Annotated in this window: 27 protein-coding genes; 20 read left to right on the forward strand and 7 right to left on the reverse strand. The window is 62.3% G+C overall.

Annotation, left to right across the window (positions count from 1 at the left end; all coding sequences use genetic code 11):
* Positions 1-50 precede the first annotated feature (50 nt).
* The 8 genes from EV286_RS01890 (at position 51) to EV286_RS01925 (ending at position 7,301) form a co-directional block, all read left to right on the forward strand.
* The gene (locus EV286_RS01890) at positions 51-1,028 is read left to right on the forward strand and encodes a magnesium transporter CorA family protein (RefSeq protein ID WP_132955301.1); all 978 of its coding nucleotides are present in this window, start codon (positions 51-53) and stop codon (positions 1,026-1,028) included.
* A gap of 17 nt (positions 1,029-1,045) precedes the next feature.
* On the forward strand, positions 1,046-2,947 hold the full coding sequence (locus EV286_RS01895; RefSeq protein ID WP_245500584.1) for a potassium transporter Kup: 1,902 nt from the start codon (positions 1,046-1,048) through the stop codon (positions 2,945-2,947).
* Between the two features lie 173 nt (positions 2,948-3,120).
* Positions 3,121-4,296 carry a cell wall hydrolase gene (locus EV286_RS01900; RefSeq protein ID WP_132955303.1) on the forward strand — a complete coding sequence of 392 codons (1,176 nt, stop codon included), beginning with the start codon at positions 3,121-3,123 and terminating at the stop codon, positions 4,294-4,296.
* A 315-nt stretch (positions 4,297-4,611) separates the two neighbouring features.
* The gene (locus EV286_RS01905; RefSeq protein WP_132955304.1) at positions 4,612-4,977 is read left to right on the forward strand and encodes an AtpZ/AtpI family protein; all 366 of its coding nucleotides are present in this window, start codon (positions 4,612-4,614) and stop codon (positions 4,975-4,977) included.
* Positions 4,978-5,040: 63 nt separating this feature from the next.
* Positions 5,041-5,793, forward strand: a complete 753-nt coding sequence (locus EV286_RS01910; RefSeq protein WP_132955305.1) for a F0F1 ATP synthase subunit A — start codon at positions 5,041-5,043, stop codon at positions 5,791-5,793.
* A 68-nt stretch (positions 5,794-5,861) separates the two neighbouring features.
* Positions 5,862-6,089, forward strand: a complete 228-nt coding sequence (locus tag EV286_RS01915) for a F0F1 ATP synthase subunit C (protein ID WP_018330055.1) — start codon at positions 5,862-5,864, stop codon at positions 6,087-6,089.
* Positions 6,090-6,167: 78 nt separating this feature from the next.
* A complete protein-coding gene (locus EV286_RS01920) occupies positions 6,168-6,806 on the forward strand; it encodes a F0F1 ATP synthase subunit B (protein WP_132955306.1) in 639 nt (212 codons plus the stop codon).
* Positions 6,807-6,809: 3 nt separating this feature from the next.
* Entirely contained in the window at positions 6,810-7,301 is a 492-nt protein-coding gene (locus tag EV286_RS01925; protein WP_132955307.1) for a F0F1 ATP synthase subunit B, read from the forward strand.
* Positions 7,302-7,373: 72 nt separating this feature from the next.
* On the opposite strand, the gene EV286_RS01930 is transcribed toward EV286_RS01925, so the two are convergent.
* Positions 7,374-8,027 (reverse strand): ribonuclease HII, encoded by a 654-nt coding sequence (locus EV286_RS01930; protein WP_132955308.1) that lies wholly within the window; start codon positions 8,025-8,027, stop codon positions 7,374-7,376.
* A 140-nt stretch (positions 8,028-8,167) separates the two neighbouring features.
* Positions 8,168-9,325, reverse strand: coding sequence for a PA0069 family radical SAM protein (locus EV286_RS01935; RefSeq protein WP_132955309.1), 1,158 nt, complete (start codon positions 9,323-9,325; stop codon positions 8,168-8,170).
* Positions 9,326-9,464: 139 nt separating this feature from the next.
* Between EV286_RS01935 and EV286_RS01940 the strand changes: the two genes are divergently transcribed.
* On the forward strand, positions 9,465-9,983 hold the full coding sequence (locus EV286_RS01940; protein ID WP_132955310.1) for a glycosyl transferase: 519 nt from the start codon (positions 9,465-9,467) through the stop codon (positions 9,981-9,983).
* A 2-nt stretch (positions 9,984-9,985) separates the two neighbouring features.
* On the opposite strand, the gene moaB is transcribed toward EV286_RS01940, so the two are convergent.
* The 4 genes from moaB to EV286_RS01960 all read right to left on the reverse strand — a co-directional run bounded on the left by moaB (position 9,986) and on the right by EV286_RS01960 (position 14,428).
* Entirely contained in the window at positions 9,986-10,537 is a 552-nt protein-coding gene (moaB, locus tag EV286_RS01945) for a molybdenum cofactor biosynthesis protein B (RefSeq protein WP_132955311.1), read from the reverse strand.
* A complete protein-coding gene (locus EV286_RS01950; protein WP_132955312.1) occupies positions 10,525-11,445 on the reverse strand; it encodes a 4-(cytidine 5'-diphospho)-2-C-methyl-D-erythritol kinase in 921 nt (306 codons plus the stop codon). The genes moaB and EV286_RS01950 overlap by 13 nt, the downstream gene beginning before the upstream one ends.
* Positions 11,446-11,455: 10 nt before the next feature.
* Positions 11,456-13,291: a tetratricopeptide repeat protein gene (locus EV286_RS01955; protein ID WP_132955313.1), complete on the reverse strand. Its 1,836-nt coding sequence runs from the start codon at positions 13,289-13,291 to the stop codon at positions 11,456-11,458.
* Positions 13,292-13,411: 120 nt separating this feature from the next.
* Positions 13,412-14,428, reverse strand: a complete 1,017-nt coding sequence (locus EV286_RS01960; protein ID WP_132955314.1) for a polyprenyl synthetase family protein — start codon at positions 14,426-14,428, stop codon at positions 13,412-13,414.
* 109 nt (positions 14,429-14,537) lie between these two features.
* Between EV286_RS01960 and EV286_RS01965 the strand changes: the two genes are divergently transcribed.
* Together EV286_RS01965 and EV286_RS01970 are read left to right on the forward strand one after the other, a co-directional pair.
* Positions 14,538-14,765, forward strand: coding sequence for a DUF2007 domain-containing protein (locus EV286_RS01965; RefSeq protein WP_132955315.1), 228 nt, complete (start codon positions 14,538-14,540; stop codon positions 14,763-14,765).
* An 8-nt stretch (positions 14,766-14,773) separates the two neighbouring features.
* Positions 14,774-15,544 carry a methyltransferase gene (locus EV286_RS01970; protein WP_132955316.1) on the forward strand — a complete coding sequence of 257 codons (771 nt, stop codon included), beginning with the start codon at positions 14,774-14,776 and terminating at the stop codon, positions 15,542-15,544.
* Between the two features lie 3 nt (positions 15,545-15,547).
* Here EV286_RS01970 and EV286_RS01975 read toward each other — a convergent pair whose 3' ends face one another.
* The gene (locus EV286_RS01975; RefSeq protein WP_132955317.1) at positions 15,548-16,888 is read right to left on the reverse strand and encodes an Nramp family divalent metal transporter; all 1,341 of its coding nucleotides are present in this window, start codon (positions 16,886-16,888) and stop codon (positions 15,548-15,550) included.
* Positions 16,889-17,070: 182 nt separating this feature from the next.
* Here EV286_RS01975 and EV286_RS01980 point away from each other — a divergent pair, with 182 nt between their 5' ends.
* The 9 genes from EV286_RS01980 (at position 17,071) to EV286_RS02020 (ending at position 26,041) form a co-directional block, all read left to right on the forward strand.
* Positions 17,071-17,931 carry a S49 family peptidase gene (locus EV286_RS01980; RefSeq protein ID WP_132955318.1) on the forward strand — a complete coding sequence of 287 codons (861 nt, stop codon included), beginning with the start codon at positions 17,071-17,073 and terminating at the stop codon, positions 17,929-17,931.
* A gap of 12 nt (positions 17,932-17,943) precedes the next feature.
* Entirely contained in the window at positions 17,944-18,135 is a 192-nt protein-coding gene (locus tag EV286_RS01985) for a hypothetical protein (protein ID WP_132955319.1), read from the forward strand.
* A 120-nt stretch (positions 18,136-18,255) separates the two neighbouring features.
* The gene (locus tag EV286_RS01990; protein ID WP_132955704.1) at positions 18,256-19,191 is read left to right on the forward strand and encodes a glycine--tRNA ligase subunit alpha; all 936 of its coding nucleotides are present in this window, start codon (positions 18,256-18,258) and stop codon (positions 19,189-19,191) included.
* Between the two features lie 193 nt (positions 19,192-19,384).
* Positions 19,385-19,936 (forward strand): LemA family protein, encoded by a 552-nt coding sequence (locus tag EV286_RS01995; RefSeq protein ID WP_132955320.1) that lies wholly within the window; start codon positions 19,385-19,387, stop codon positions 19,934-19,936.
* Positions 19,937-20,030: 94 nt separating this feature from the next.
* Positions 20,031-21,299, forward strand: a complete 1,269-nt coding sequence (locus tag EV286_RS02000) for a 3-phosphoshikimate 1-carboxyvinyltransferase (protein ID WP_207909720.1) — start codon at positions 20,031-20,033, stop codon at positions 21,297-21,299.
* Between the two features lie 46 nt (positions 21,300-21,345).
* Positions 21,346-23,286: a DUF2207 domain-containing protein gene (locus tag EV286_RS02005; RefSeq protein ID WP_132955322.1), complete on the forward strand. Its 1,941-nt coding sequence runs from the start codon at positions 21,346-21,348 to the stop codon at positions 23,284-23,286.
* Between the two features lie 62 nt (positions 23,287-23,348).
* Positions 23,349-24,620, forward strand: coding sequence for a phosphoribosylamine--glycine ligase (purD, locus tag EV286_RS02010; protein WP_132955323.1), 1,272 nt, complete (start codon positions 23,349-23,351; stop codon positions 24,618-24,620).
* Positions 24,621-24,734: 114 nt separating this feature from the next.
* On the forward strand, positions 24,735-25,217 hold the full coding sequence (locus tag EV286_RS02015) for a plant virulence effector HPE1-like domain-containing protein (RefSeq protein WP_132955324.1): 483 nt from the start codon (positions 24,735-24,737) through the stop codon (positions 25,215-25,217).
* Between the two features lie 416 nt (positions 25,218-25,633).
* Complete coding sequence (locus tag EV286_RS02020; RefSeq protein ID WP_132955325.1) at positions 25,634-26,041, forward strand: hypothetical protein; 408 nt, start codon at positions 25,634-25,636, stop codon at positions 26,039-26,041.
* Positions 26,042-26,170: the final 129 nt, after the last annotated feature.

Genomic DNA, 26,170 nt, shown 5'->3' on the forward strand with positions numbered 1-26,170 from the left:
GCGATTAGCGCGCACCGATTGACGGCGCTGGCCGGCTGGAGAGTGGTTCGGTGATTACCGCCTACTGTTCGAACTACAAATCGGTCGAGATAACCGATCTCAGCGCTTCGGCAGAGCTTCCCAAGGATGTCGTCTGGATCGACATGGTGGAGCCGACCCGTGCCGAGGAAGTTCATGTCGAGAAACTCTTGGGCATCGAGGTGCCGACGCGCGAGGACATGAAGGACATCGAGCCGTCGAGCCGCCTCTACGTGGAGAACGGAGCCGTCTTCATGACCGCCTCGCTGATATGGCGGGTAGAGGCAGAAGTGCCGGCGCTGACCGATGTCGCTTTCATTCTGGCCGGCAACCGCCTCCTGACGATCCGCTATGCGCATCCGAAGTCCTTTGCTCTTTTCATTGCCGCCCTGCACCGCATCCCCGAGCATTGGCGCACCTCCGAGGCGCTTCTTGCGAAGCTTATGGAAACGATCACCGATCGGACCGCGGAGATCCTTGAGCAGGCTGTTCTTGGCGTGGACAACCTGTCGCTTCAGGTTTTCGGCGAGAAGAGCCGCAAGATGCGGCGCCCCGCAAACTATCTTGAGGATAAGCTGCGCGATGTCGCTGGTCAGCACCGTTTGCTCAGCAAGATTCGTGATAGTCTTACTTCGCTGTCGCGGATGATGACCTTTCTCTATACCGTGCCGGGCGTTCAACAGGATCAGGATGTAAAGGAACTCTGCCGAACCGTGTCGCGCGACATTCAGTCCCTGTCGGAGCATGCTTCCTTCATTGCCGGCAACATCACTTTTCTTCTCGATGCATCGCTAGGCCTTATCAACATCGAGCAGAACGCTATCATCAAGATATTCTCGATCGCCTCCGTGGTGTTCCTGCCGCCCACGCTGGTGGCGTCTGTCTACGGTATGAACTTCGAATTTATGCCGGAACTGCACTGGGGGCCGGGCTATCCGCTTTCGCTGGCCATCATGGTGCTTTCGGCCATCATCCCGTTTTTCTTTTTCCGCTGGAAAGGCTGGCTCTAGGAGCCTGTTCGCAACCCATGTACCAGGAACTCAACGTCGAATCAGAGCGAAATATGACGCCTCGCAAGCTGTTTGCGCTCGCGCTCGGCTCGATCGGCGTTGTCTACGGCGATATCGGCACGAGCCCGCTCTACGCATTCCGCGAGGCATTGAAGCCGGTCGCACATGACGGGTTGGAGAGGTTCGAGGTCATTAGCCTCATCTCGCTGATGATCTGGGCGCTGACCATCATCGTGACGATCAAGTACGTCCTGTTTCTGCTCCGCGCCGACAACGACGGCGAGGGCGGCACGCTTTCCCTTCTGGCTCTTCTCATGAAGACGGCGAACGGCCACACTGCAATGCTGATGCTGCTCGGCATGCTGGGCGCTGCCCTGTTTCTCGGCGATGCCATGATCACGCCTGCGCTTTCGGTGCTCTCTGCCGTCGAGGGCCTGAAGCTGGTGACGCCGCAGTTGACGCAATACATCGTACCGATATCGGTCGTCATCATGGCGCTGCTCTTCGTCGTGCAGTCCCACGGCACCGGTGCCGTTGCGAGGTTTTTCGGTCCGATCACCGCCCTCTGGTTCATCGTGATGGCCGCGGCCGGCATTGCCCATATTTCGGACGATTACGGCATTTTGGCCGCCTTCAACCCATGGTATGCCCTGACTTTCCTCCTGCAGGAGGGCTTCTACGGCGTTGTTGTGCTCGGCGCCGTCTTCCTGACCGTTACCGGCGCGGAGGCCCTCTACGCCGACCTCGGGCATTTCGGGCGCCGCCCCATCCAGTGGGCCTGGTTCGTCCTCGTCTTTCCGGCGCTGACCCTGAACTATCTGGGGCAGGGCGCGCTCATCCTGAACGATCCGTCGGCCGTATCGGATCCCTTCTATCTGATGTATCCGAAGTGGGCGCTGCTGCCCGTCGTCATTCTTGCGACGGCTGCGACGATCATTGCCAGCCAGGCGGTCATCACGGGTGCCTTCTCGCTCGTCCGCCAGGCCATTCACCTTGGTTTCCTGCCGCGCATGGAGATCCTTTTCACTTCCGAGACGAATACCGGGCAGATCTTCCTGCCCTCGGTGAACGCCGTCCTCTTCTTCGGCGTTATCTTCCTGGTCCTGAGCTTCAAGACGTCGGATGCGCTGGCCATCGCCTATGGCATTTCGGTCACGGGCGCGATGGTCGTAACCACGATCATGGCCTTCGAGTTCGTCCGCGTGCGCTGGAACTGGTCGATGCCGGTCGCCGTCGCGGCCATCCTGCCGCTGCTCGCGCTGGAATTCATCTTCCTTGGCGCCAACCTGCTGAAGATCCACGATGGCGGCTATATCCCGGTCATGATTGCCGCCGCCTTCACCATCATCATGTGGACATGGCGCCGCGGCACGGCCATCCTCAACGAGCGCACCCGCCACACCGATATCCCGCTTCCGTCCTTCGTGAGCTCGATCGAGCGCAAGAGCGAGCATTCACCGGCATCCGTTCCCGGCACCGCGATCTTCCTCACCAGCGATCCGGACTCCGCGCCTGCGGCGCTGCTTCATAACCTGAAGCACAATCATGTGCTGCACGATAAGAATGTCATCCTGACCATTCGCACGATCAACAAGCCCCGCGTCGCGGCGAGTGACCGCTACTCCGTGGAGAAGATCTCCGAGCGCTTCTCCAAGGTGGAGCTGCGCTTCGGATTCATGGAATCGCAGAATGTGTCGCAGGCGCTCGCAATGCTGCGGAAGTCCGGGCTGAAGTTCGACATCATGTCGACGTCATTCTACCTCGGCCGTCGCAAGCTCGTTCCTGACGCGAAATCGGGCATGCCGCACTGGCAGGACAGGCTGTTTATCGCGCTGGCAAATGCCGCAACCGACCCCTCGGACTATTTCCGTCTCCCCGCCAATCGCGTGGTCGAACTCGGTTCCCACGTGATCATCTGAGGCAAGCAGGCGTTCGAAGCATTGCAACCCGGCTCTCGAGCGAGCCGGGTTTTTCGTTTCCGGGCAACCAATCTCCCCGCCGTTAAGTCTTTGGCCCTCTCATTAACCAAGCATCAAGGTTAATGAGACATTGTTTCGGCTTGTGTCCTCGCGTGCCTGAGTGGAGTCTGGTGTTGCGTCGAAAGAGCCGTTTCCCAAGCAAGTTTCGCGTCCTGCCTCCGAGCTGGACGTCTCCCGCCGTCTTCGGCCTCTGCGGCTGGCTGGCATTTCCGACTGGCGCGGCCCATGCCGATCTTGCCGCACTGCTTGCCGGCCTTGATGACGGCGGCCGCAACTGGCGCATGGTGCTGACGGATTCGCCCGCGGGCTCCATTCACCAGGCCGAGCTTGCCTTTACCGATCCCGTCCAGACGCAGGCGATTCCCCCCGGCGCGGGCATGGTGCTGCCGGACGGCCGCAAGGTCGCCTTCGTCGCAAAGGACAGGGGGCAGGAGGAGCTTCCGGACGAGGATCGCGTAAACCGGAAGGTGAAGAAAGGTCGCGTCGTTGCGGTCGAGCAGATGCGGCCGCCGAAGGACTTTTCCGCGGGCAGCATCATCGAGCGCCAGAGCTTCCTCTTGAGCCCCTCGATGCAGACAAAGGACAAGGCCGCATTTCTGAAGCCGCAGCTGAAGGGCAAGGAGATCGAGATCGCGACCGCCTTCTATCGCAAACGCGCGCCCAAGCAGGACGCCGGCGTGCCCACGATCCTCGCGGATCTTGTCACCAATGAGAAGGCGGACTCGCTGGCCACCGCCTACGCGCCGGCTGCGCCCGACTATGCCCGCGTGTCGCCGTTCGATTCGATTCTGAAGGATGACGACGCCGGCCGGTTCGTCCCGCAGATCGGCCCGGATGATCACGCCTGGGCCGCAAGCGTCCTGCCGCCCTCGGTCTTCTCCCCCGCGGAACAGCAGTGCCTGGCCTCCGGCATCTATTTCGAGGCACGCGGTGAATCGGTGCAGGGCCAAGCCGCTGTCGCCCAGGTCATCCTGAACCGCGTCCGAAATCCGGCCTATCCCAAGACGATCTGCGGCGTGGTCTACCAGAACGAAGACTGGCGTAATCGCTGCCAGTTTTCCTTCGCCTGCGACAACATCAAGGACCGCGTGAACTCACAATATCATTGGCGTGTCGCCCGCGAGGTCGCCATGGCGGTCACTGCCGGCAAGATCTGGCTGCCCCAGGTCGGCTCGGCCACCCATTATCACGCAGTCTATGTTCGCCCGAAGTGGGCAAAGACGATGGCGAAGGTGGGCCGCATCGGTCTTCACGTCTTCTATCGCACCTATGGCGGCGGCTGGATCTGAGGATTCGGTCGTTTCGCAGCCTCCTCCGAGCCGAAATGACAGGTTGCGCCATGAAACCTTGGGGATATGGCGTCCTCGCAGATGGGATTCTTCCCGTCAATTTTGCCGCGGTGCTCCATCATCGATGTAAGTATATGATTTGCCTCGGCTAATTAATGGCTGGACATGGACAGCCCACGCCTTGACTATGCTTTCCCCTAAAACTATGTTGCGCGCGACTTCAAAACGGGCCGGAAGGTGGTAGGACCTTCGCGTTCGTTGTCCGGAATCACCGGGGTAGCGGGATCGCGGGCAGCGAAAGGCGAGGAACTCATCATGGCGGATGACCGCGAAGAAAGTCTGGAAGAGCGCAGCAAGCGTCTGGGGGCAGAGCTTGCGAGCAAACGGAACGAGACGGCGGGGGACGAAGCGACGGAAGCCCGAGCCGAGGTTAGCCGCAAAGGCTATGCCCAGGCGATGAAGCTTTCCAGCGAGTTCATTTCCGCAATCGTGGTTGGCGCCATCCTTGGCTATCTTTTCGACCGTTTTGTCGGCACGGCACCTTGGGGCATGATTATATTGCTGCTTCTCGGCTTCTGTGCTGGTGTGCTGAACGTTCTGCGGTCGGCGGGGAAGGTGTCAAATCCATACCCCGTGGACGGCGGTGACGGCAAAGATGCGAACAAGGGAAACGGCGCCTGAAAAGGCGCGCTCCCATGGTAATGACCTCCGCCGCCAGGCGGGCAAAATGAGAGAGAACAAGCGGTGTCTAACGATCCGACCCATCAGTTCCTGATCCAGAAGATTGTGCCTATCGAGATCGGCGGAATTGATTTTTCGTTCACCAATGCCTCGCTCTTTATGGTCGCCTCGGCGGCCGTTGCTGCGGGTTTCCTCTATTTCTCCACCTCGAACCGCGCGATCATTCCGGGTCGCTCGCAGTCGGTGGCCGAGGTTTCCTACGAATTCATTGCCGGCATGCTGAAAGAGGGCGCCGGCACTAAGGGGATGAAGTTCTTCCCACTGGTCTTCTCGCTCTTCATGTTCGTGCTGACGGCAAACCTGCTCGGCATGTTCCCGTACTTCTATACGGTGACGAGCCAGATCATCGTCACCTTTGCCCTTGCCATCCTGGTCATCGGCACGGTGCTGGTCTACGGCTTCTATAAGCACGGCTTCCATTTCCTGCAGGTCTTCGTGCCCTCAGGTGTGCCGGGCATCCTGCTGCCTCTGGTGGTCTCGATCGAAATCATATCGTTCCTGTCGCGTCCGATTTCGCTCTCTGTTCGTCTTTTCGCCAACATGCTCGCCGGTCACATCACGCTCAAGGTGTTCGCAGGCTTCGTCGCCTCGCTCGGAGCCCTCGGTGCTGTCGGTGTCGGTGGCGCCATTCTTCCTCTCATCATGACGGTCGCCCTGACCGGTCTCGAGTTCCTCGTAGCCTTCCTGCAGGCATACGTCTTTGCGGTACTGACTTGCATGTACCTCAACGACGCGATCCATCCGGGTGGTCACTAAGGATACCGACATTGACGTCAAAGGGCGTCAGTCATTCGCCGCAACAACCCATTTCAAAGGAGTTCAACATGGAAGCGGAAGCAGCAAAGTTCATCGGTGCAGGTCTTGCTTGCCTGGGTATGGCCGGTACGGCTCTCGGCCTCGGCAACATCTTCGGCAGCTACCTCTCCGGCGCTCTGCGCAACCCGTCTGCTGCTGACAGCCAGTTCGGCCGTCTGGTTTTCGGTTTCGCCGTTACGGAAGCTCTGGGCATCTTCTCGCTGCTCGTTGCTCTCCTTCTGCTCTTCGCCGTCTGATATCGGCGAATTGACGGATCACGGCTTGCGGGCAGCGAGCCGTGATCTTTCGCATTTGCAGTACACCTGGAGGTGAGCATGTTGTTTGTGACCCCGGCCTATGCTGAAGAAGCTCCGGCGGGAACCGAAACAGGTCAGCCCGGCGGCACGGATGCCCATGGCGCCCCTGCTGCAGGCGAGGTCCATACCGAGACCGGCATTGCGGAAGACCAGCACGGCAGCGCGGTTTTCCCGCCTTTTGACGCGTCGACCTTCTCGTCCCAGCTTCTCTGGCTGGTGATTACGTTCGGCGTCTTCTATCTGCTCATGCAAAAGGTTATCGCGCCGCGCATCGGGGCCATCATAGATGGCCGCCATGACCGCATCGCGCAGGATCTGGATGAGGCGAGCCAGCTGAAGGCGGAAGCCGACGCAGCCGTCGCGACATATGAAAGCGAACTTGCCGGCGCCCGCGCAAAGGCCAACACCATCGGTGCCGCGGCTCGCGAAAGTGCCAAGGCGAAGGCCGAGGCAGAGCGCGCCAAGATCGAGGCAAGTCTTGCCGAAAAGCTCAAGGCCGCCGAGGCCCACATCGCGGAAGTCAAGGCAAAGGCCTTTGCCGACGTCGGTTCGATTGCGGCGGAGACCGCCAGTGCCGTCGTCGAGCAGCTGATCGGCGCAAAGACTACCGATACCGAAGTCGCCGCCGCCGTCGCTGGCGCAAAGCAGGAGGCTTGATCGATGGAATTCGCATTTGATGCAACCTTCTTTGCTTTCGTTGGACTGGTCCTCTTTCTTGCCCTGATCGTCTATCTCAAGGTTCCGGGCATGATGGCGAAGTCGCTGGACGACCGCGCCGACCATATCCGCAACGAGCTAGCCGAAGCCAAGCGTCTTCGCGAAGAGGCCCAGCACCTGCTCGCCGAGTACCAGCGCAAGCGCAAGGAGGCCGAGGCCGAGGCTGCGCACATCGTTGCTGCCGCCGAGCGTGAGGCCGAGATGCTGACGGAAGAGGCCCGGAAGAAGACGGAGGAATTCGTCGCCAACCGCACCGCCATTTCGGAACAGAAGATCAAGCAGGCAGAAGCCGATGCGATGAAGGCGGTGCGTTCGGCCGCCGTCGATCTCGGCATTGCAGCCGCCGAGTCGGTTCTCGCCAAGAAGGCCGACAACGGCGTCCAGTCGAAGCTGTTCGAGACCGCCGTTGGCGAGGTCAAGAACCGCCTGAACTGAGCGTCGAGGCGATCACCAGAATCAGAAGGCCGGAGATTCTCCGGCCTTTTTTATTGGGCTTCTTTTGGCGCTTCATTCCCTGCGCAATGGCCGGAAGCTCATGCGGTGAAGCGAGCACGGGCCATGTTGCTCGATGCCGGCGCGGTGGACGGCTGTGGCATAGCCGGAATGGGAATTAAAGCCGTAGGCGGGAAAGACGGTGTGGGCGCGCGCCATCATCCGGTCGCGCGTCACCTTGGCGACGATCGAGGCTGCGGCGATGGAGACGGAGCGGGAATCGCCCTTCACGACAGCCTTCCCGGGGCAGTGCAGCCCGGCCGGCACATCAAGCCCATCGGTCAGGACATAGCTTGCCCGGATCGCGAGGCTGCAGATTGCGCGGCGCATGGCGTCAAGGCTCGCCTTGCGGATATCGGTCTCGTCGATCCGTATCGAGCTCGAGGAGGCGATGGAGACGGTCGCCGTCGCCAGGATGTGCTCGAAGAGGTTCTCGCGCTGGGCGGCTGAAAGCTGCTTCGAATCGTTCAATCCCTCCGGCATACGCTCCGGGTCGAGGATGACGGCAGCCGCAACGACAGGCCCCGCAAGGGGGCCACGCCCCGCTTCGTCAGCTCCCGCGACCGGCCAATGGCCGGCCTTCCGTGCGGCAAGCTCCAGTCGGAAATCCGGCAGCAGCGGGATATCTTCGAAAAGCAGAGGAGAATCGGGTGACGTGCGAGCTTTCATGCGGCGGAAATTCGCACGCCAGCCCGATCTCCTCAAGCCCCCGGTGCGGCATGGCGGTCAACATGCCGCAGTGAGGCGGCGGACCGGGGGCTGTTTCAGCGGACGGGGGACAGGGTGGCCATCCGCTAAAAGACGCAATCTCAAAGCAGCGACAGCTGCACGCCGCTGCCGTCAGGCGGCACGAAAAGGTCGTCGCGAAGCTGGATGCTGCGTCGCGTCAGGCCCAGCCGCTTCACCGCAAGCTCGAACCGGCGGCTGATCTGCCAGGCATAGGGGCCGGCTCCCTTCATGCGCTTGCCGAATTCGGCGTCATAGTCCTTGCCGCCGCGCATGGAGCGTACCAGCGACATTACATGCTGGTAGCGATGCGGGTAGTTCTGCAGCAGCCAGTCGCGGAAAAGCGGGCTTACCTCCAGCGGCAGGCGCAGAATGACGTAGCCTGCCTCCTGCGCGCCCGCAGCCTTGGCGGCTTCGAGAATCCGTTCGAGCTCGTGGTCGTTGAGGGCCGGAATCATCGGCGCTGCCATGACGGAAGTTGGAATGCCGGCCTCCGAAAGCGCCTGGATCGCTTCCAGGCGTCGCGTCGGGGTCGCCGCGCGCGGCTCCATCGTACGCGCGAGCTTGCGGTCGAGCGTCGTCACCGACAGCGATACGCGCACGAGGTTTCGCGATGCCAGCTCCTTCAGGATATCGATGTCGCGCATCACAAGCGCCGACTTCGTGACGATCGAGACCGGATGGCTCGCCTTGTTCAGCACCTCGAGAGTCTGCCGCATGATGCGCCATTCCTTCTCGATCGGCTGGTAGGGATCCGTATTGGTGCCGATGGCGATCACGCGCGCCTTGTACCCCGGCTTCGCCAGTTCGCGCTCCAGCAACTTCGGCGCGTCCGGCTTGGCAAACAGCTTGGATTCGAAGTCCAGCCCTGCCGAAAGGCCCATATAGGCGTGCGTGGGCCGGGCGAAGCAGTAGATGCATCCGTGCTCGCAGCCGCGATACGGATTGATGGAGCGGTCGAATGGAATGTCGGGCGATGCATTGCGGGTGATCGCCGTGCGCGGCTTTTCCACCTGCACATCCGTCTTGAAGGGCGGCAATTCCTCCCACGTCTGCCAGCCGTCGTCGAATACCTCGCGCTGAACGGGCTCGAAGCGGCCGCTCGGATTGAGGCCGGCGCCGCGGCCGCGCCGTCGGTCGATCTCGATGCGCAAGCCGGAGGCGGTGATCATCGCGTCAGCAACATCCGCCGTATTGGCAGGCGCAAACGCGTCCTGCCCCGCTAGGGATTGCTTGTTCATTGGTGGCTCCAGGGGCAGGATGCAGTTGCATCCGCCTTCAATCATGATTAAATTCCTATCCGAGGAATGAGAACAATGCAAGAACAAAATGCGAAATCCACTGCTGGCAAAAATTTGTGCGATGCATTATAAATAGGCAATGTTGACTGTCATAATCGAATGCCAGGATCAGGAACCTGAGCTGGCGCAGACTTTATCGGTTCTCGTGGCAGGGGCTGTCGAAGGACTCGTGTGCGATGTCGTGGTGCTTGACCACGGCTCGCGCGACGGGACGTCGCGCGTTGCGGATGCCGCGGGCTGCCGCTTTCATTCCCAATGGGATATCAAGGATGTCGTTCAATCGGCGCGCGGGGAATGGCTGCTTCTGGTCGAGCCGGGCGCCCGCCCGCAGGCCGGCTGGATCGAGGAGATCGCCGAGTATGTGTCGCTGAACAAGGTGCCGGCGCGTTTCACTGCGTCGCGTGCCTACAGGCGGCCCTTTCTCGAGCGCATAGGCCGTTCACAGCCTCCGCTCGAGCTTGGCCTTCTCCTGTCCAAGCGGCAGGCCCTCAGCGTGGCCAGGACAGGCATGCGCCTGACGGAGTTCGCCAAGGGCCAGAAGACAAGGCAGCTCTCGAGCGAGTTGATCCCATCCTGGGTCGCCCGCGCCGCGCGATAGGCTCAGCCGGCTGCGCCACGCTTCAGGTGTTCGTCGAGGCGCGGCATGATTTCCACGAAATTGCAGGGCATGTGGCGATAATCGAGCTGCGCCTTGATGATGCCGTCCCAGGCATCCTTGCAGGCGCCGGGTGAGCCGGGCAGCACGAAGATGAAGGTCGCGTTTGCGACGCCGCCTGTTGCGCGCGACTGGATCGTCGATGTGCCGATCTTGTCATAGGAGATGCGATGGAAGACCTCGGAAAAGCCGTCCATCCGCTTTTCGAAGAGAGGTTCCAGCGCTTCCGGGGTCACGTCCCGACCGGTAAAGCCGGTGCCGCCCGTCGTGATGACGACGTCGATTTCCTTGTCCAGCGTCCAGGTCTGCACCTGGTCGCGGATGCGGTCCTTGTCATCAGGCACGATCGCGCGCGCAACGAGACGATGGCCGGTCTCGATCACCCTGCCTGCCAGCGTGTCACCGGATTTGTCGTTCTCCAGTGTCCTGCTGTCGGAGACCGTCAGCACGGCGATGCCCACGGGGATGAAGGGACGCGTCTCGTCTAGGCCTGCCATGATGCTTCTCCCGGGGTCGTCTCGGTCGCCTCAAAATACCAGTCTGGCCGTTCTTTACGCATGAGATCCGCAGCCCGTGCCGCCGATTGCGGCGTTTCGAACAGGCCGAAGCAGGTCGCTCCCGAGCCCGACATGCGTACCAAGCCCGCGCCGGCCTCGGCAAGCATGGTCGATACGATCGCGATCTCGCCGGCAATAAGCCGCGCCGGAGGCTCCAGGTCGTTCCTGAGGCTCCGGATGGTTTCCGTCCATTGCCTGATGTCGTGCGGGCGCGGGTGAATTGCAAGCGGCGGATTGTCCCGCTTCACGAGCCCGCGAAAGACGGACGGCGTGGAAACGCCGACGAGCGGATTGGCAAGTACCATGGCGAAAGAGGGGAAATCCGCAAGAAGCTCGACCTCTTCGCCGATGCCCCGGGCGACCAGCGGCCGGCTCACAAGGCACATGGGCACATCGGCGCCCAATCGGACGGCAAGCGCGGAAAGCGCGTCGTCGGGCAACTCCGTGTTCCACAGGTGCGAGAGCCCGCGCAGCGTCGCCGCCGCATCCGCCGACCCACCACCGATGCCCGAGGCGATCGGCAGGTTCTTTTCGAGATGGATGTGGACCGGCCGCACTTCGCCGCCGGTTTCGATTATAGCCTGGCGCAGGAGGTCGCGGGCCTTGAGGACCAGGTTGTCACCCCCGGCATCCTGCGAAAGCTGGTCCGCGAAGCGCCCATCGAGCGTGAAGCGGTCCTCCGACGCGGATGAGAAGCCAAGCCTGTCCCCATGCCCAGCAAAGGTCACCAGCATATCGAGCAGATGGTAACCGTCGCTTCTCCGACCCGTCACGTGCAGGGCAAGATTGATCTTGGCGCGGGCGTCTTCCCTGACGTCAAAATCCCCCGCCGTGCCGGAACCGGTCATGGGCCGTCCGTCAGGACTTCTTGTCGGCGGCCGGTGGGACGACAGGAGCGGGCTCGGGCTGCTTGGACGTGTCGGCAGCCTTGGCATCGCTGTCGAGCGCCGGCAGGCCGTTTGCGACCTTTTCCTTGATCTTCGGAATTTCCGCCTCGTCGGGGTCGGCAGTCAGGGCACGGTTCCACTGGTAGACGGCCTCGAGCTTGCGCCCGACCCGCCAGTAGGCATCTCCGAGATGGTCGTTGATCGTCGCGTCTCCGGCCTTGATCTGCGCGGCCCGCTCGAGTTCGTTCACGGCGTCGTCGAAACGGTTCAGGCGATAGTAAGCCCAGCCGAGCGAATCGACGATATAGCCGTCATCCGGCCTGAGGTCAGCAGCCTTCTTGATCATGTCCAGCCCCTCGTCGAGGTTCCGGTTCATGTCGACCCAGGAATAGCCGAGGTAGTTCAGCACCTGAGGCTGGTCAGGATTGAGTTCCAGGGCCTTGCGGAAGTTCGGCTCGGCCTGGTCCCATTTCTTCAGCCGCTCGTAGGCGATGCCGCGCTGGAAGAAAACCGACCAATGGCCGCGGCTCGGCACCGGGCCGATGATTTCCACGGCCTTGTCGTAGTTCTCGGCCATTGCCGGGTAATCCTTGGCGTCGGAAAGCACGCTGCCATAGGCAAGGTAGCTGCGGATATCCTTTGGATCCGATACGATCAGCGCCTGGAGGTGTTTGCGCGCCTCGTCGACCTTGCCGCCCTGCGCCAGCGCCAGGCCGAGCTGCAGCTCGGAAATGCGCCGCATGGGAGAGCCGTCCGGCACCTGCTTGTAGAAGGCGATGGCCCGGTCCATCTGTTCTTGCTTCTCGGCTATGCCGCCGAGCAGGACCAGCGTGTCGGCGCTTTCGGGGTCAAGAGCGTGGGCCGTCTGCAGGTAGAGCGAAACGATGTCCTCCGCGCCGTCGCGGTTGAGCGCGCTGCCGACGGAGAAGAGAACGGCAGCCGCACCCTGTGCGGCGTTGGTGACCTGCTGCGGCGGCTTTTCGCCGTTCTCGATGCTTTCGCGAAGCGCGTTCAGCGGCGCATAGTTGCTGACCATGTTGTCGCCGACGGAAATCGCGTCGAGGGCCCGCTGCTTGTTGCCGGTGCTTGCCTCGAGGCGCGCCAGCGCCATCACGGAGCGCATGAAGGTATCAGGCGCTGTTGCCCCGCCTTCCTTGTCGAGCACGGCATCGTTCAGATGCCGGCGCGCGGCCGAGACATTGCCGTTCATGATCGCGATCGCGCCGGCATGGTAGTTCTGGAAGATCCGGAACCAGTCGGGACCCTTCATCTTCTCGACCGATGCAAGCGCCTCCTTGCCCTTGCCGGAGCCGACACGGGCCCATGCGGCCAGAAGGTCGTTCATCATGCGGTCGAGATCGTTGGGCCCGTCATATTTCAGAAGGCTGTCGGCCGTCTTGAATTCGTGGCGACGAATGGCATCCATGGCCCGCACGACCGTGGTGATGCGCTCGACGGACGGATCCGCCTTCAGGTCGTCGGCATACTTCACGCCGTCCTTAAGGTCGCCGTTCAAGAGCAGCGAGATCATCAGGCGCTGGCGGATTTCCGGATTGCCCGGCTCGAACATCAGCGCCTTCTTGTAGAGGGTGATGGCGGTGTCGTAATCGTGGTCGACGTCGGCGGTCCGGGCAGCAAGGAAAGCACCGGAAAAGGTCGTCACGTTTTCAGGATCGAACTTCACGACGGGCGCGGCCTGTTCGCTCGACGGGACTGCCTCCGCTCGCGCCGCATGCATGGCAGGGAAGGAGAGAACCACCGCCAAGGCCGCGCTCGATAGGAAACGGATGGCAATTTTTTGCCGCATTGGAAAACCTTTCTCCGAGGGCCGTCCCCACGGTCGGCCGCACAATCAGTTGCTACGACTGATTCACAATAGGATGGCTTTTTTGAAGCGGTCCCGCAAGAAAATCAGCCGATGATCGATTCAGTTCAGGCGCTCGATGCAGAAATCGATGACGTCCAACAGCGACGATTTCCAGGTGCTGTCGGGCAGCGGCGCCAGCGCGTCGCGGGCGATCGTTCCATAGTGGACTGCCCTTGCCATCGTATCGTTCAGCGTGCCGTATTTGGTTATCAGCCGCAGCGCCTTCTCCAGGTTGGCATCGCTGTTGCTGCCGCCTTCGATGGCATCGCGCCAGAAGGCGCGCTCCTCGCCGGTACCGCGCCGGTAGGCGAGGATGACGGGGAGCGTGATCTTGCCCTCGCGGAAGTCGTCGCCGACATTCTTGCCGAGTTCCGCAGCCTTGCCGCCATAGTCCAGCGCGTCGTCGACCAGCTGGAAGGCGAGGCCGAGATTCATGCCATAGGACTTGAGCGCGTTGCGCCCGGCCTTGCCGCCGGAGGCGATGATTGGGCCGACTTCCGCGGCAGCGGCAAAGAGCGCAGCCGTCTTGGCGCGAATCACCGAGAGATAGTCGTCTTCAGTCGTTTCCATGTTCTTGGCGACGGAAAGCTGCAGCACCTCGCCTTCGGCGATGACGCATGCGGCGGCCGAAAGCACGTCGAGTGCATCCAGCGAACCGGCATCCACCATCATGCGGAAGGCCTGGCCGAGCAGGAAGTCGCCGACAAGGACGCTCGCCTGGTTGCCCCAGATGATGCGCGCCGTGGACTTGCCGCGACGCAGGTCGCTCTCGTCCACCACGTCGTCATGCAGCAGCGTCGCCGTATGCATGAACTCGACACTGGTGGCGAGCTTGATGTGGTTGTCGCCCTCGTAGCCGAACATGGCGGCGGCAGCGAGGGTCAGCATTGGCCGCAGCCGTTTCCCGCCGGAGGAGATGAGGTGGTTTGCCACCTCCGGAATCATCTGTACGTCCGAGCCTGCCTTGGAAAGGATAAGCTGGTTTACCCGCTCCATGTCCGCCTTGGTCAGATCGACGAGCGGCTTGATTGACGCGAGTTTGTTTTTGCCTTCTTCAAGCGGTATTACCACGCCCAACGACCCGGACTCCTGTTCATTCATCGCGTTTGACAATAGAAAGGGGCAGGAGGCGCGGCAAGAGGCGATTTGTCCCGGTCGCGCGAATTTGACAGGGAATATATCGCAAATGCACGAACTTATCCGCGCCAACGATCCCGTGCTTCTGTCCTTTGCGGAGAGCCTGATGAAGGATGCGGGGATTCATTGCGTGATTGCGGATCAGGCGATGAGCGTGCTGGAGGGTTCGCTGGGAATGCTGCAGAGGCGGTTGCTGGTCGATGACGAGCGGGCCGATCAGGCGCGCCGTATCCTCATTGATGCAGGCCTCGGCGCCGAGCTGCGCAGCAAGACCTGAGAGCCGCCATGACGGCAGCCGAAACTATCGACGCTTTTCACCGTGGCCGATTCCATATCGTCCAGCCCAGGGGCCGCGGCCACCGCGCCGGCATGGACGCGATGCTGCTTGCAGCACTCGTCGCCGATGAAGGGCCCATAAGGGTTGCCGATCTCGGGGCAGGGGCAGGGGCGGCCGGGATGGCCGTCGCCTCGCGGCTCGAACGAGCTGAAGTGGTCCTTTTCGAGCGCTCGGCGGAAATGGCGGAGTTTGCGAGGAAGAGCCTCGCATTGCCCGAGAACGCGGCATTTGCGGCGCGTGTTTCGACCGCGGAGGCCGACGTGACCCTGACCGGCAAGCTCCGCAATGCCGCGGGACTGGTCGATGACAGTTTCCATCATGTCATCATGAACCCGCCGTTCAACGATGCCGGCGACCGGCGTACGCCCGATGCGCTGAAGGCCGAGGCGCACGCGATGACCGGAGACCTGTTCGAGAGCTGGATCCGCACGGCCGGCGCCATCATGATCCCCGGTGGTCAGCTCTCGCTGATCGCGCGGCCGCAGTCGATCGGCGATATCATCGATGCCTGCGGCCGGCGCTTCGGAGGTGTCGAGATCACGCCAGTCCATCCGCGTGAGGGTGAAAATGCCGTGCGCATTCTGGTGACGGCAATCAAGGGCTCGAAGGCGCGGCTTTCGCTGCGCGCGCCCCTCGTCATGCATGACGAGGGGACGCATCGCTTTTCTTCCTTCGTCGACGACCTGAACAACGGCCGGGCGAGCTATCGCCGCCGTTGAGGATCAGGTGAGACTTTGGAAGAAGTCGAACAGCAGCTTCATGTTGAGCGTGGCGATCGCGATTGCGATCACATAGGCGATGCCGCTCAGCCAACGGGGCGAGACGAGTTCACCCATCTTGGTCTTGTCTGCAGTGAACATGACAAGCGGGAAGACGGCGAAGGAAAGCTGCAGGCTGAGCACGACCTGCGTCAGGATCAGCAATTCCGCCGTGCCCTGGTCGCCGTACCAGATGGTGACGAAGGCCGCGGGGATGATGGCAATCCCCCGCGTTATCAGGCGCCGCATCCACGGCTGCAAGCGGATTCTCAGGAAGCCTTCCATGACGATCTGGCCGGCAAGCGTGGCCGTCACGGTCGAGTTCAAGCCGCAGCAGAGAAGTGCGATGCCGAAGAGGGTCGGTGCGATCGCAAGGCCGAGGAGGGGAGCCAGCAGCGAAGACGCCTCGCCAAGCTCCACCACATCCGTCTTGCCGTGCGCGTGGAAAGCCGCTGCTGCAAGGATCAGGATCGAAGCGTTGATCAGCAGCGCAAAACAGAGCGCGACGGTCGAATCGATCGTGGCGAACTTGAGCGCTTCCCGCTTCTCCGGCACGGAATGGCCGTAGTCGCGGGTCTGTACGATGCCGGAATGCAGATAGAGATTGTGCGGCATGACCGTCGCGCCGAGAATGCCGAGCGCGATGTAGAGCATCTCCGGGTTGCGGACGATTTCCGTCGTCGGGAAGAACCCGCGGATGACGGCGCCCCATTCCGGGTCGGCCATGAAGATCTGAATGGCGAAACAGACTGCGATGACGCCGAGGAGGGTAATCACGAAGGCTTCCACCCAGCGGAACCCGACTTTCTGCAGATAGAGAATGAGAAAAACGTCGAGTGCGGTGATCAGCACGCCCAGTTCCAGGGGTATCCCGAACAGCAGGTTGAGGCCGATCGCGGTGCCGATCACTTCGGCAATGTCAGTGGCGATGATCGCGATCTCGGCAAAGGCCCAGAGCGGCACGGACACGTATTTCGGGAAAGCGTCCCGGCATGCCTGGGCAAGGTCGCGACCGGATGCAATAGCGAGGCGTGCGCACAGCGATTGCAGGACGATGGCCATCAGGTTCGACAGCAGGGCAACCGTCAACAGCGCGTAGCCAAATTTCGAACCGCCGGCCAGCGACGTCGCCCAGTTGCCGGGATCCATGTAACCGACGGCGACCATGTAACCGGGACCCGCGAAAGCTGCGATCCGCCGAAACGTCGAGCCGCTCGATGATGTCCGCACAGTTCTGTAGACATCGGAAAGTGAGGCTTCTTCGCGTTCGTGGCGCCAGCCTGGGGTGGTATTGCGTTCAAGCATATGTATCTGGTCCCGGTCTTGTCGATATTGGCAGTGGTAACCTGTTTGGAATGATAATGCAAGTCATTCGCAACTATGTGACGGTGTGGCGAGCTTTTGTGAGGTTCGGCATTGTGTTTGACGCTGCAGAGCATACATGCACTGCTGAGGAATTTATTGGAAACAGGGAGCGGAATTGAAAGATGGCAGGATTGTTTAAGAGGCTGATACCGAGACGCTTCCGCAAGGATGATACGGTCATCCCCGTAGTCCGGTTGCACGGCGCCATTATGAGTGGTGGCAATCAGTTCCGCCCGGCGCTGAACCTCGTCAACGTGGCCGCCGTCCTGGACAAGGCTTTCGGCTTCAAGGCGGCGCCGGCCGTCGCCATCTCCATCAATTCGCCGGGTGGCTCGCCGGTCCAGTCGCGCCTGATCTTCAGCCGCATCCGTGAACTCGCCCGTGAGAAGGAAAAGAAGGTACTGGTCTTCGTCGAGGATGTCGCGGCCTCCGGCGGCTACATGATCGCGCTCGCGGGCGACGAGATCATCGCCGATCCGACCTCGATCGTGGGCTCCATCGGCGTCGTTTCCGGCGGCTTCGGCTTTCCGGAACTGCTGAAGAAGGTCGGCGTCGAGAGGCGCGTCTATACGGCAGGTGAAAACAAGGTGATCCTCGATCCCTTCCAGCCGGAGAAGGAAAAGGACATCGACTTCCTGAAGGGGCTGCAGCACGAGATCCACGAGATCTTCATCGCCATGGTGCGCGAGCGTCGGGGCGCCAAGCTGACAGACGACGAGACGATCTTCTCCGGCTTGTTCTGGAGCGGCTTGCGCGGGCTGGAACTTGGGCTGGTGGATGGTCTCGGCGACATGCGGCTTGAACTGAAGAAACGTTATGGCGACAAGACCCGACTGGAGCTGGTCAGCGCGCCCCGCGGCCTCTTCGGTCGCAGGGTTCCGGGTGCCTCCTCGGCGGGCCTCAACGGCGTCGTTTCGGGCCTTGCCACAGGGCTTGTGGAAGCGGCCGAGGAGAAGGCAATGTGGGGCCGCTACGGACTCTGACGGAGGGCAGCCATGCCGCAAATCATCTTTCTCATCGTGCTCGTCGGCGGCGGCTGGCTGCTCTATCGGCGCTTCATCCAGGATGCACGGCGCCTTGCCGAAAAGTCCCGCCGCGCCGAGCGCGAACGCCAGACCGGCGCCATGGGCACGCTGGTCAAGGATCCCGCAACCGGCGAATACCGGGTCAAGCGCGAGGATGAGTGACGAGGCCGAGAGCCAAGTGAAGAGCTTGACCCCATTTCCATAGCGTGGCACCTGTCGCGCCACCAAAACCAACTGAACAGTGATGCCTTCATCATGACCGCAGCAGCCATTCCCGACCACATGAATCCGAAGCGCTCCTTCCAGGCGCTGATCCTGACGCTGCACAGCTACTGGGCGGACAAGGGTTGCGCCGTTCTGCAGCCTTACGACATGGAAGTCGGTGCCGGTACCTTCCATCCGGCGACTACGCTGCGCGCCCTTGGCCCCAAGCCGTGGAAGGCAGCCTATGTCCAGCCGTCCCGCCGCCCGTCCGATGGCCGCTACGGCGAGAACCCGAACCGGCTGCAGCACTATTACCAGTACCAGGTGATCCTGAAGCCGAACCCGCCGAACCTGCAGGAGCTCTATCTCGGCTCGCTCGAGGCGATCGGTCTCGACCCGCTGCTGCACGATATCCGCTTCGTCGAGGACGACTGGGAAAGCCCAACACTCGGCGCCTGGGGCCTCGGCTGGGAGTGCTGGTGCGACGGCATGGAAGTCTCGCAGTTCACCTATTTCCAGCAGGTCTGCGGCATCGAATGCGCGCCCGTCGCGGGTGAGCTGACCTACGGCCTGGAGCGCCTTGCGATGTACGTGCAGGGCGTCGACAATGTCTACGACCTGAACTTCAATGGCCGCGAAGGCGCCGAGAAGATTTCCTACGGCGATGTCTTCCTGCAGGCCGAGCAGGAATATTCGCGCCATAACTTCGAATTCGCCAACACCGAGATGCTGCATCGCCACTTCGTCGATGCGGAGAAGGAATGTCAGGCGCTGCTCGCCGCCGGTGCGCCGGGCGACAACGCCAACCAGCGCCTGCACAAGTGCGTCTTCCCGGCCTATGACCAATGCATCAAGGCGTCCCACGTCTTCAACCTGCTGGATGCGCGTGGCGTGATCTCCGTGACCGAACGCCAGAGCTACATCCTGCGGGTGCGCACGCTTGCCAAGGCCTGCGGTGAGGCTTTCCTCCTGACGGATGCCGGTGGGGTGAATCTCGCCCGCGAGGTGGCCTGATATCCTCTAGACGACACCGGCCCGGAATAACAATTCTTGGCCGGTGGCGCTTTCGCGCCGGTTTATTGCCTGATCCGATCCAAACGCAGGCAGTTCGGCGGTAAAACGGTGAGAACGCGACGAAATCGCAGATGACAACATCTGCGATCCTGCCTAATCTCCGCGCGAATTTGTACTCGCCGGGGGAATCGCGATGTATATCCTGCTCGCCATTATTGTCATCGTCGCGCTTTACGCCGTCTTTATCTACAACGGCCTTGTCCGTGCGCGGCAGATGGCGGAGGAGGCCTGGTCCGGCATCGACGTCCAATTGAAGCGGCGCGCCGACCTCATCCCGAACCTGATCGAGACCGTCAAGGGCTATGCCGCCCATGAGCGTGGTACGCTGGAAGAGGTGGTGGAGCTGCGCAACAAGGCGCAGGCCGTTCCCGCGGGAGACGTTGCCGGGCGCGCCCAGGCCGAAGGCCTGCTTGGACAGGCGCTCGGCCGCCTGCTGGCGCTCGCCGAAGCCTATCCTGATCTGAAGGCCAACCAGAATTTCTCCGAGTTGCAGGGCTCGCTCGAGACCATGGAGAGCGAAATCCAGATGGCGCGGCGCTACTACAACGGCGCTGCCCGCGACCTGAACGTTAAGGTCGAGAGCTTCCCATCCAACCTGGTTGCTGGCCAGTTCGGCTTCGGAAAGCGCGAATATTTCGAAATTACGAACGAGGCCGACCGCGCCGTCCCGACGGTCAAATTCTGATTTTGCAGGACGGGCTCATTTGTCGTAGAGGACGGGCGACGTGCATTCCAGGGGCCCTTTCGAGACCGGGCCGCGCATCGACGGAAGAGACAATATCGTGAGCACAGCCCAACTGACCATTATCCCGCCGTCCAGACCGCTTTCGGGCCGGGTGAGCCCTCCGGGTTCGAAGTCCATTACCAACCGTGCGCTTCTGCTTGCCGGATTGGCGAAGGGAACGAGCCGCCTCACGGGCGCCCTGAAAAGCGACGACACGCGTTACATGGCTGAGGCGTTGCGGGCGATGGGCGTCACCATCGACGAGCCGAATGATACCACCTTCATCGTCACGGGCAGTGGCCGCCTGCAGGCGCCGTCCGCACCGCTCTTCCTCGGCAATGCCGGGACGGCGACCCGGTTCCTGACTGCGGCCGCGGCCCTCGTCGACGGCAAGGTCGTTGTCGACGGCGACCAGCATATGCGCAAGCGCCCGATCGCGCCGCTCGTCGAAGCGCTTCGCTCGCTCGGCATCGATGCAACGGCCGAGACCGGCTGCCCGCCGGTCACCATCAACGGCAAGGGGCCGATCGAGATCGGCAAGGTCACGATCGATGGCGGCCTTTCGAGCCAGTATGTCTCGGCGTTGCTGATGATGGCCCCCTGCGGTACCGGCCCTGTCGAGATCGAGCTGACCGGCGAGCATATCGGCGCGCTCGGCTACATCGATCTCACGGTCGCGGCCATGCGCGCCTTTGGCGCCAAGGTCGAGCGTACCAGCCCGAAGACCTGGCGCGTCGAGCCGACCGGCTATACGGCAACCGACTTTGCGGTCGAGCCGGATGCATCGGCGGCAACCTATCTCTGGGCCGCAGAAGTGCTGACGGGCGGGCGCATAGACCTCGGCACGCCGGCGGGCGAGTTCTCCCAGCCGGATGCGCGCGCCCATGACATCATCTCGAAGTTTCCGCACCTGCCGGCGGTGATCGACGGCTCGCAGATGCAGGACGCCGTCCCCACACTCGCCGTGCTCGCGGCCTTCAACGAGACGCCTGTTCGCTTCGTCGGCATCGCCAACCTGCGCGTCAAGGAATGCGATCGCATCCGCGCGCTCTCCATCGGGCTCACGAATATTGCTGCCGATCTCGCCCGTGAGGAGGGCGACGACCTGATTGTCGCCTCCGATCCCTCGCTTGTTGGCAAGACGCTGCCGGCTTCGATCGACACCTTCGCGGACCACCGCATCGCCATGAGCTTCGCGCTGGCCGGGCTGAAGATAAAGGGCATCACCATTCTCGACCCGGGCTGCGTCGCAAAGACCTACCCGGATTACTGGCGGGCGCTGGCCTCGCTGGGTGTCGAATACGAGGGCGAAGAAGCATTGTGACGATGATGCCGGGCCTCGCGCCCGGCGAGGGGAGGGGAACCGGACGGTGAAGGGCTTTCTTGCTACGCTTGCTCTGGCGGTGCTGTGGCTGGCAACGCCGCTTTCACTGTCGAGCGTGTCCGCCGCGGAGGTCATCAACTCATTCCGCTCCGCTGTCGAGGTCGAGCGCGATGGGCAGATGCAGGTCTCCGAAACGCTCGACGTTCAGGTCGAGGGGCGGGAAATCAAGCGCGGTATCTTCCGCGACTTCCCGCTCACTTTCCTCGACGCGAACGGCCGCAGGGCCGATGTCGATTTCGAGGTGGTCTCGGTGGAACGCGACGGCCGGCCAGAGCCGTGGCACAGCGAAAGCATCGGCGGCGGCATCCGTATCTACACCGGCGAGCAGGACGTCTTTCTCGACCCCGGCCGGCACAGCTTCACCATCACCTACCGCACCAACCGCCAGATCCGCTATTTCGCCGATCATGACGAACTCTACTGGAACGTCACCGGCAACGGCTGGCGGTTCCCGATCCTCTCTGCGTCCGCCGACGTAACGCTGCCAGAAGGCGCCATTGCCGAAGACGTCAATTTTTTCACGGGTCCGCAGGGTTCCACCGCGCATAACGCGCGCGTTACCGAACAGGGCAACCGCGTAGACTTCGAGATGACACGGCCGCTGGCCGTCGGCGAAGGGCTCACCATCGCCGTAAAGCTTGCCAAGGGCGTCATCGCCCCGCCCAGCGCCTCGCAGGAACGGATGTGGTTCCTCAAGGACAATCTCGACCTCATCCTCGGCTTCGGCGGCCTAGCGGTTGTCCTGATCTACTACACGCGCGCCTGGCTCGCGGTCGGACGCGATCCAGCGCGGGGCGTCATGGTGCCGCGCTGGGATCCGCCGGATGGCCTGTCGCCGGCGCTGGTCAACTATGTCGACAACAAGGGCTTTTCCGGCCAGGGATGGACGGCGCTTTCTGCGACCGCGCTCGACCTTGCCGTCAAGGGCTACGTGGTCCTCGAAGACCTCGACAGCAGGATCATCATTCGCCGCACGGGCAAGGCTCTGCCACCGAATCTGGAATCCGGGCAGCAGGCTCTGCTCGACAACTTGGGCGGCGAGGGCTCGCAGCTCGTGATCGACAAGGCCAATGGTGTGAAGGTGCAGAAGATCGGACAGAAGTTCCGCAGCGCCATCGAGAGAGAACATCGCGGCCAGTACTACAAGGCGAATGTCCTCTATATCGTTGGCGGCGTGCTGCTTTCCGCTCTCTTCCTTGCCGGCATCGTGCTCTTCGGCAAGCTGCACGAGGAGGCGATCCCGCTCATCGTCGTGCCGCTCTTCCTGTCGGTCTTCGCTTCGATCCTGGCGGTCAGCATCGGCAAGGCCTTTCACCGGCATTCAAGCCTTCTCGTGCGCATCATTAGGGTCGTGGTCTTCGCCATCATCGGCGTCGTCGCCGTTTCTGTCCTTTCAGGCTTCGTCGCGATGCTTGCGACGTCTGCGGCGGAAAACGAGCAGCTGCCGCTGCTTGTCGCCATCACCGGCATCTTCATTGCGAACTTCGTGTTCTTCTTCCTGATGGGTGCGCCGACGCCGCTCGGGGCACGGTTGATGGATGGCATTGACGGCCTAAGGCAATATCTGACGCTTGCCGAGAAAGATCGGATGAACATGCAGGGCGCGCCGACCATGTCGCCGCAGCATTTCGAGACGCTTCTGCCCTATGCGGTGGCGCTCGGGGTTGAAAAGCCATGGTCTCGCGCCTTCGAAGCCTGGCTTGCGGCGGCGGCAGCCGGTGCCGCGGCCGCGGCCTACAGCCCCGGCTGGTACTCCGGCCACTCCTACGGCAGCTTTTCCGATCGCATCGGCGGCTTCTCGTCCTCGATGTCGTCGACCATCGCCTCGACCATTCCGGCGCCGCGCTCCAGTTCCTCGTCGGGCTTTTCCTCCGGCGGCGGTTTTTCGGGCGGCGGCGGTGGCGGAGGCGGGGGAGGCGGCTGGTAGCCTCTTGACCTTTGCTGCCGCCCCGCTTAACGGCGGCAGGACGAACCAGAAGGGGCAAGGCCATGAGAGTTCTGTTGATCGGATGCGGCGGACGCGAGCACGCGCTGGCCTGGAAGCTTGCCCAATCCCCGCTGATGACCGAATTCTATGCGGCTCCAGGCAATCCCGGCATCGCCGAACATGCGAGCCTCGTCGCGCTGAACATCGAAGACCATGAGGCGGTTGCCGCCTTCTGCCGCGAGAAGGCGATCGATTTCGTCGTCGTCGGCCCCGAGGCGCCGCTGGTCGCGGGCCTTGCCGATCGCCTGCGCCGCGATGGAATCGCCGTCTTCGGCCCCTCGGCCGCGGCTGCCCAGCTCGAAGGCTCCAAGGGCTTCACCAAGGATATCTGCGCGCGCTACGACATTCCGACCGGCGCCTACCAGCGCTTCAACAACGCGCCGAAGGCAAAGGCCTATATCCGCCAGCAGGGCGCGCCGATCGTCGTCAAGGCCGATGGGCTTGCCGCCGGCAAGGGCGTGACGGTGGCGATGACGCTCGACGAGGCGCTGGCTGCCGTCGACGACTGCTTCGAGGGCGCCTTCGGGGAAGCCGGTGCCGAGGTCGTCATCGAGGCCTATCTCGATGGCGAGGAGGCGAGCTTCTTCTGTCTCTGCGACGGCAAGAACGTGCTGCCGCTTGCGGCCGCCCAGGACCACAAGCGCGTCGGCGACGGCGATACCGGGCCGAATACCGGCGGCATGGGCGCATATTCGCCGGCCCCAGTCATGACGCCGGACATGGTGGCGCGCACCATGAAGGAAGTCATAGAGCCGACCGTGCGCGGCATGGCGGAAAGCGGCCATGCCTTTTCGGGCGTCTTTTTCGCCGGGCTGATGATCACCGAGAAGGGTCCGGAACTGATCGAATACAATGTCCGCTTCGGCGATCCGGAATGCCAGGTGCTAATGATGCGGCTGAAGAGCGACCTGCTGCCGATCCTGCACGCCTGCGCCACCGGCACGCTCGACAAGGTCGACGCCGAATGGAGCGATGACGTGGCACTCACTGTCGTCATGGCGTCGAAGGGTTATCCAGGCGCCTACGAAAAGAACACGCCGATCGAGAGCCTGCCCGAGACGGCAGCAGGGGCCAAGGTGTTCCATGCCGGCACAGCCCTCAAGGACGGCCAACTGGTCGCTTCCGGTGGTCGCGTGCTCAATGTGACGGCGACCGGCGCGACGGTTCGTGAAGCCCAAGAGCAGGCCTATGAACTGGTGGACAAGGTGGTCTGGGACAACGGCTTTTGCCGGCGCGACATCGGCTGGCAGGCGATCGCGCGCGACGGGCGCTGAGGCGGCTGATTTCGCAACAAAAACAGGCTTCCATTCAATTTTTACCGTTTCCCCTGACCGGATGGAAATAAAGGCGCGCTAATCTGCTCCCATATTGAGACGGAGTAGCCCCGCATGCGTCATATCTTCTTGACAGTCGCTTTCGCGCTCGCCGCAGGCTCGGCGGCCGCTTCCTCGATCGAGCGCATCCCGGCAAAGCCCGCAGCGGATGCCGGCAGCATCGTCGTCAAGGCCTGCGCCGATTGCCCGCCGCTGCGGAAGAAGGATCCTAAGAGGGACTATATCGTTCCCGCACTCAAGCCGGGCACACAGACGGTCGAGATCCGCGACATCAATGGCGCGCCGAAGGTCGTGCGCACCGAAGCCTGGATGGGCGGCTCGCCCGTCGTCTTCGTCTCCAAGGCGACGCCCGCGGCTGTCGCCGCGGTCGAAGGCGAGGGCGCTCCCGCAGAGGGTATCGACACCGTATCGACGACTGCCGCCGTCACGCCCTTCGACGTCAAGCCAGTGTCCGCCTCCGTTGCCCCGACAGCCGCCAGCGCGACGGAACAAATCAAGCCGCTCGACATTTCTGCATTTGAGCTTAGGCTACAGTAAGATCAAAAGTTCCCTGCCCCACCCGACCAAGGTTTCGGTCGCTAGGGGTTCCACCAGTGGTGGAATGAATGCGCCCTTGAAGAGAAGCAAGGGCGCATTCTTTTATCTATGGATGCTCCATGCGCCCAAGAGACAACCTTCGCTTGTTTTTAGGCGGCGATAGCTCTTGTCGCGCAGCCGCATCGGGCGCAATGTGGAACGTGCGCCGCAGCTGAAGCGCTGTTGCCTGCAACTGCCTTGAAAGCCACGGCACCGGCCCGATCGCCGGCAGGAAGCCGCTACTTCGGCTTCCCGCTGGTCCAGAGCGTTTCCGTTTTCCATGAGTGACGGGCATGCTCCATCTATTTGTCTAACGCAGTTCCGGACGCAAAATCGCTACGCACTTTTGCTGGAATTGCTCGAGCGGGGGAGCGCCTATGACTGGCAGCCTGGACATTAATGCATCCGGCGTATCGCGAACCGGCATCGTGCGCACTTACAAGATACTGCTGTCAATCAACCTGCTGCTGCACCTGGCGATCGGGCTCGCCTGCCTCCTCATTCCCGATGTCGTCGGCTACTATGCGGGCCTGCCCGGCCCGATCCCCGATGGCTGGACGCGAGGCTGGGGTGCGACGCTTATCCTTGTCACGACCCTCTATCTCCCCGGGTTGCGCGATCCGGTCGGGGTCCGCGCTCCCAATATCATCGGCCTGTTCGGCCGCGTCTGGATGGGAAGCGTGTGGGTCTTCTGCGGCGGAGGTTTCCTCTGGTTCGCAGCCTTCGATTATCTATGGGCCATCATCCTGACCATCTTGTACCTTCGCGTTATCCGGAGCACGTAAGCGTGGGGAGCACGGGTTTTCGACTTCTCGTGGGTTTCAAAGATCGTTCCGGAAGGCGCGCGTGAACGCGGAACCTCTCGGATTGTCCGAGCTCGGAGGCATCTTGGGACAAGGGGAGAAGTGTTCCGC

It is taken from the genome of Rhizobium sp. BK251 (assembly GCF_004345245.1).
Classification (GTDB): Bacteria; Pseudomonadota; Alphaproteobacteria; order Rhizobiales; family Rhizobiaceae; genus Rhizobium.

Coding starts and splice junctions, on each gene's coding strand:
- EV286_RS01895 (WP_245500584.1), top strand. CDS start 1,046: ATGTACCAGGAACTCAACGTCGAATCAGAGCGAAATATGACGCCTCGC.
- EV286_RS01905 (WP_132955304.1), top strand. CDS start 4,612: ATGGCGGATGACCGCGAAGAAAGTCTGGAAGAGCGCAGCAAGCGTCTG.
- EV286_RS01915 (WP_018330055.1), top strand. CDS start 5,862: ATGGAAGCGGAAGCAGCAAAGTTCATCGGTGCAGGTCTTGCTTGCCTG.
- EV286_RS01920 (WP_132955306.1), top strand. CDS start 6,168: ATGTTGTTTGTGACCCCGGCCTATGCTGAAGAAGCTCCGGCGGGAACC.
- EV286_RS01925 (WP_132955307.1), top strand. CDS start 6,810: ATGGAATTCGCATTTGATGCAACCTTCTTTGCTTTCGTTGGACTGGTC.
- EV286_RS01930 (WP_132955308.1), bottom strand. CDS start 8,027: ATGAAAGCTCGCACGTCACCCGATTCTCCTCTGCTTTTCGAAGATATC.
- EV286_RS01935 (WP_132955309.1), bottom strand. CDS start 9,325: ATGAACAAGCAATCCCTAGCGGGGCAGGACGCGTTTGCGCCTGCCAAT.
- EV286_RS01940 (WP_132955310.1), top strand. CDS start 9,465: ATGTTGACTGTCATAATCGAATGCCAGGATCAGGAACCTGAGCTGGCG.
- moaB (WP_132955311.1), bottom strand. CDS start 10,537: ATGGCAGGCCTAGACGAGACGCGTCCCTTCATCCCCGTGGGCATCGCC.
- EV286_RS01950 (WP_132955312.1), bottom strand. CDS start 11,445: ATGACCGGTTCCGGCACGGCGGGGGATTTTGACGTCAGGGAAGACGCC.
- EV286_RS01955 (WP_132955313.1), bottom strand. CDS start 13,291: ATGCGGCAAAAAATTGCCATCCGTTTCCTATCGAGCGCGGCCTTGGCG.
- EV286_RS01965 (WP_132955315.1), top strand. CDS start 14,538: ATGCACGAACTTATCCGCGCCAACGATCCCGTGCTTCTGTCCTTTGCG.
- EV286_RS01970 (WP_132955316.1), top strand. CDS start 14,774: ATGACGGCAGCCGAAACTATCGACGCTTTTCACCGTGGCCGATTCCAT.
- EV286_RS01975 (WP_132955317.1), bottom strand. CDS start 16,888: ATGCTTGAACGCAATACCACCCCAGGCTGGCGCCACGAACGCGAAGAA.
- EV286_RS01980 (WP_132955318.1), top strand. CDS start 17,071: ATGGCAGGATTGTTTAAGAGGCTGATACCGAGACGCTTCCGCAAGGAT.
- EV286_RS01985 (WP_132955319.1), top strand. CDS start 17,944: ATGCCGCAAATCATCTTTCTCATCGTGCTCGTCGGCGGCGGCTGGCTG.
- EV286_RS01990 (WP_132955704.1), top strand. CDS start 18,256: ATGAATCCGAAGCGCTCCTTCCAGGCGCTGATCCTGACGCTGCACAGC.
- EV286_RS01995 (WP_132955320.1), top strand. CDS start 19,385: ATGTATATCCTGCTCGCCATTATTGTCATCGTCGCGCTTTACGCCGTC.
- purD (WP_132955323.1), top strand. CDS start 23,349: ATGAGAGTTCTGTTGATCGGATGCGGCGGACGCGAGCACGCGCTGGCC.
- EV286_RS02015 (WP_132955324.1), top strand. CDS start 24,735: ATGCGTCATATCTTCTTGACAGTCGCTTTCGCGCTCGCCGCAGGCTCG.
- EV286_RS02020 (WP_132955325.1), top strand. CDS start 25,634: ATGACTGGCAGCCTGGACATTAATGCATCCGGCGTATCGCGAACCGGC.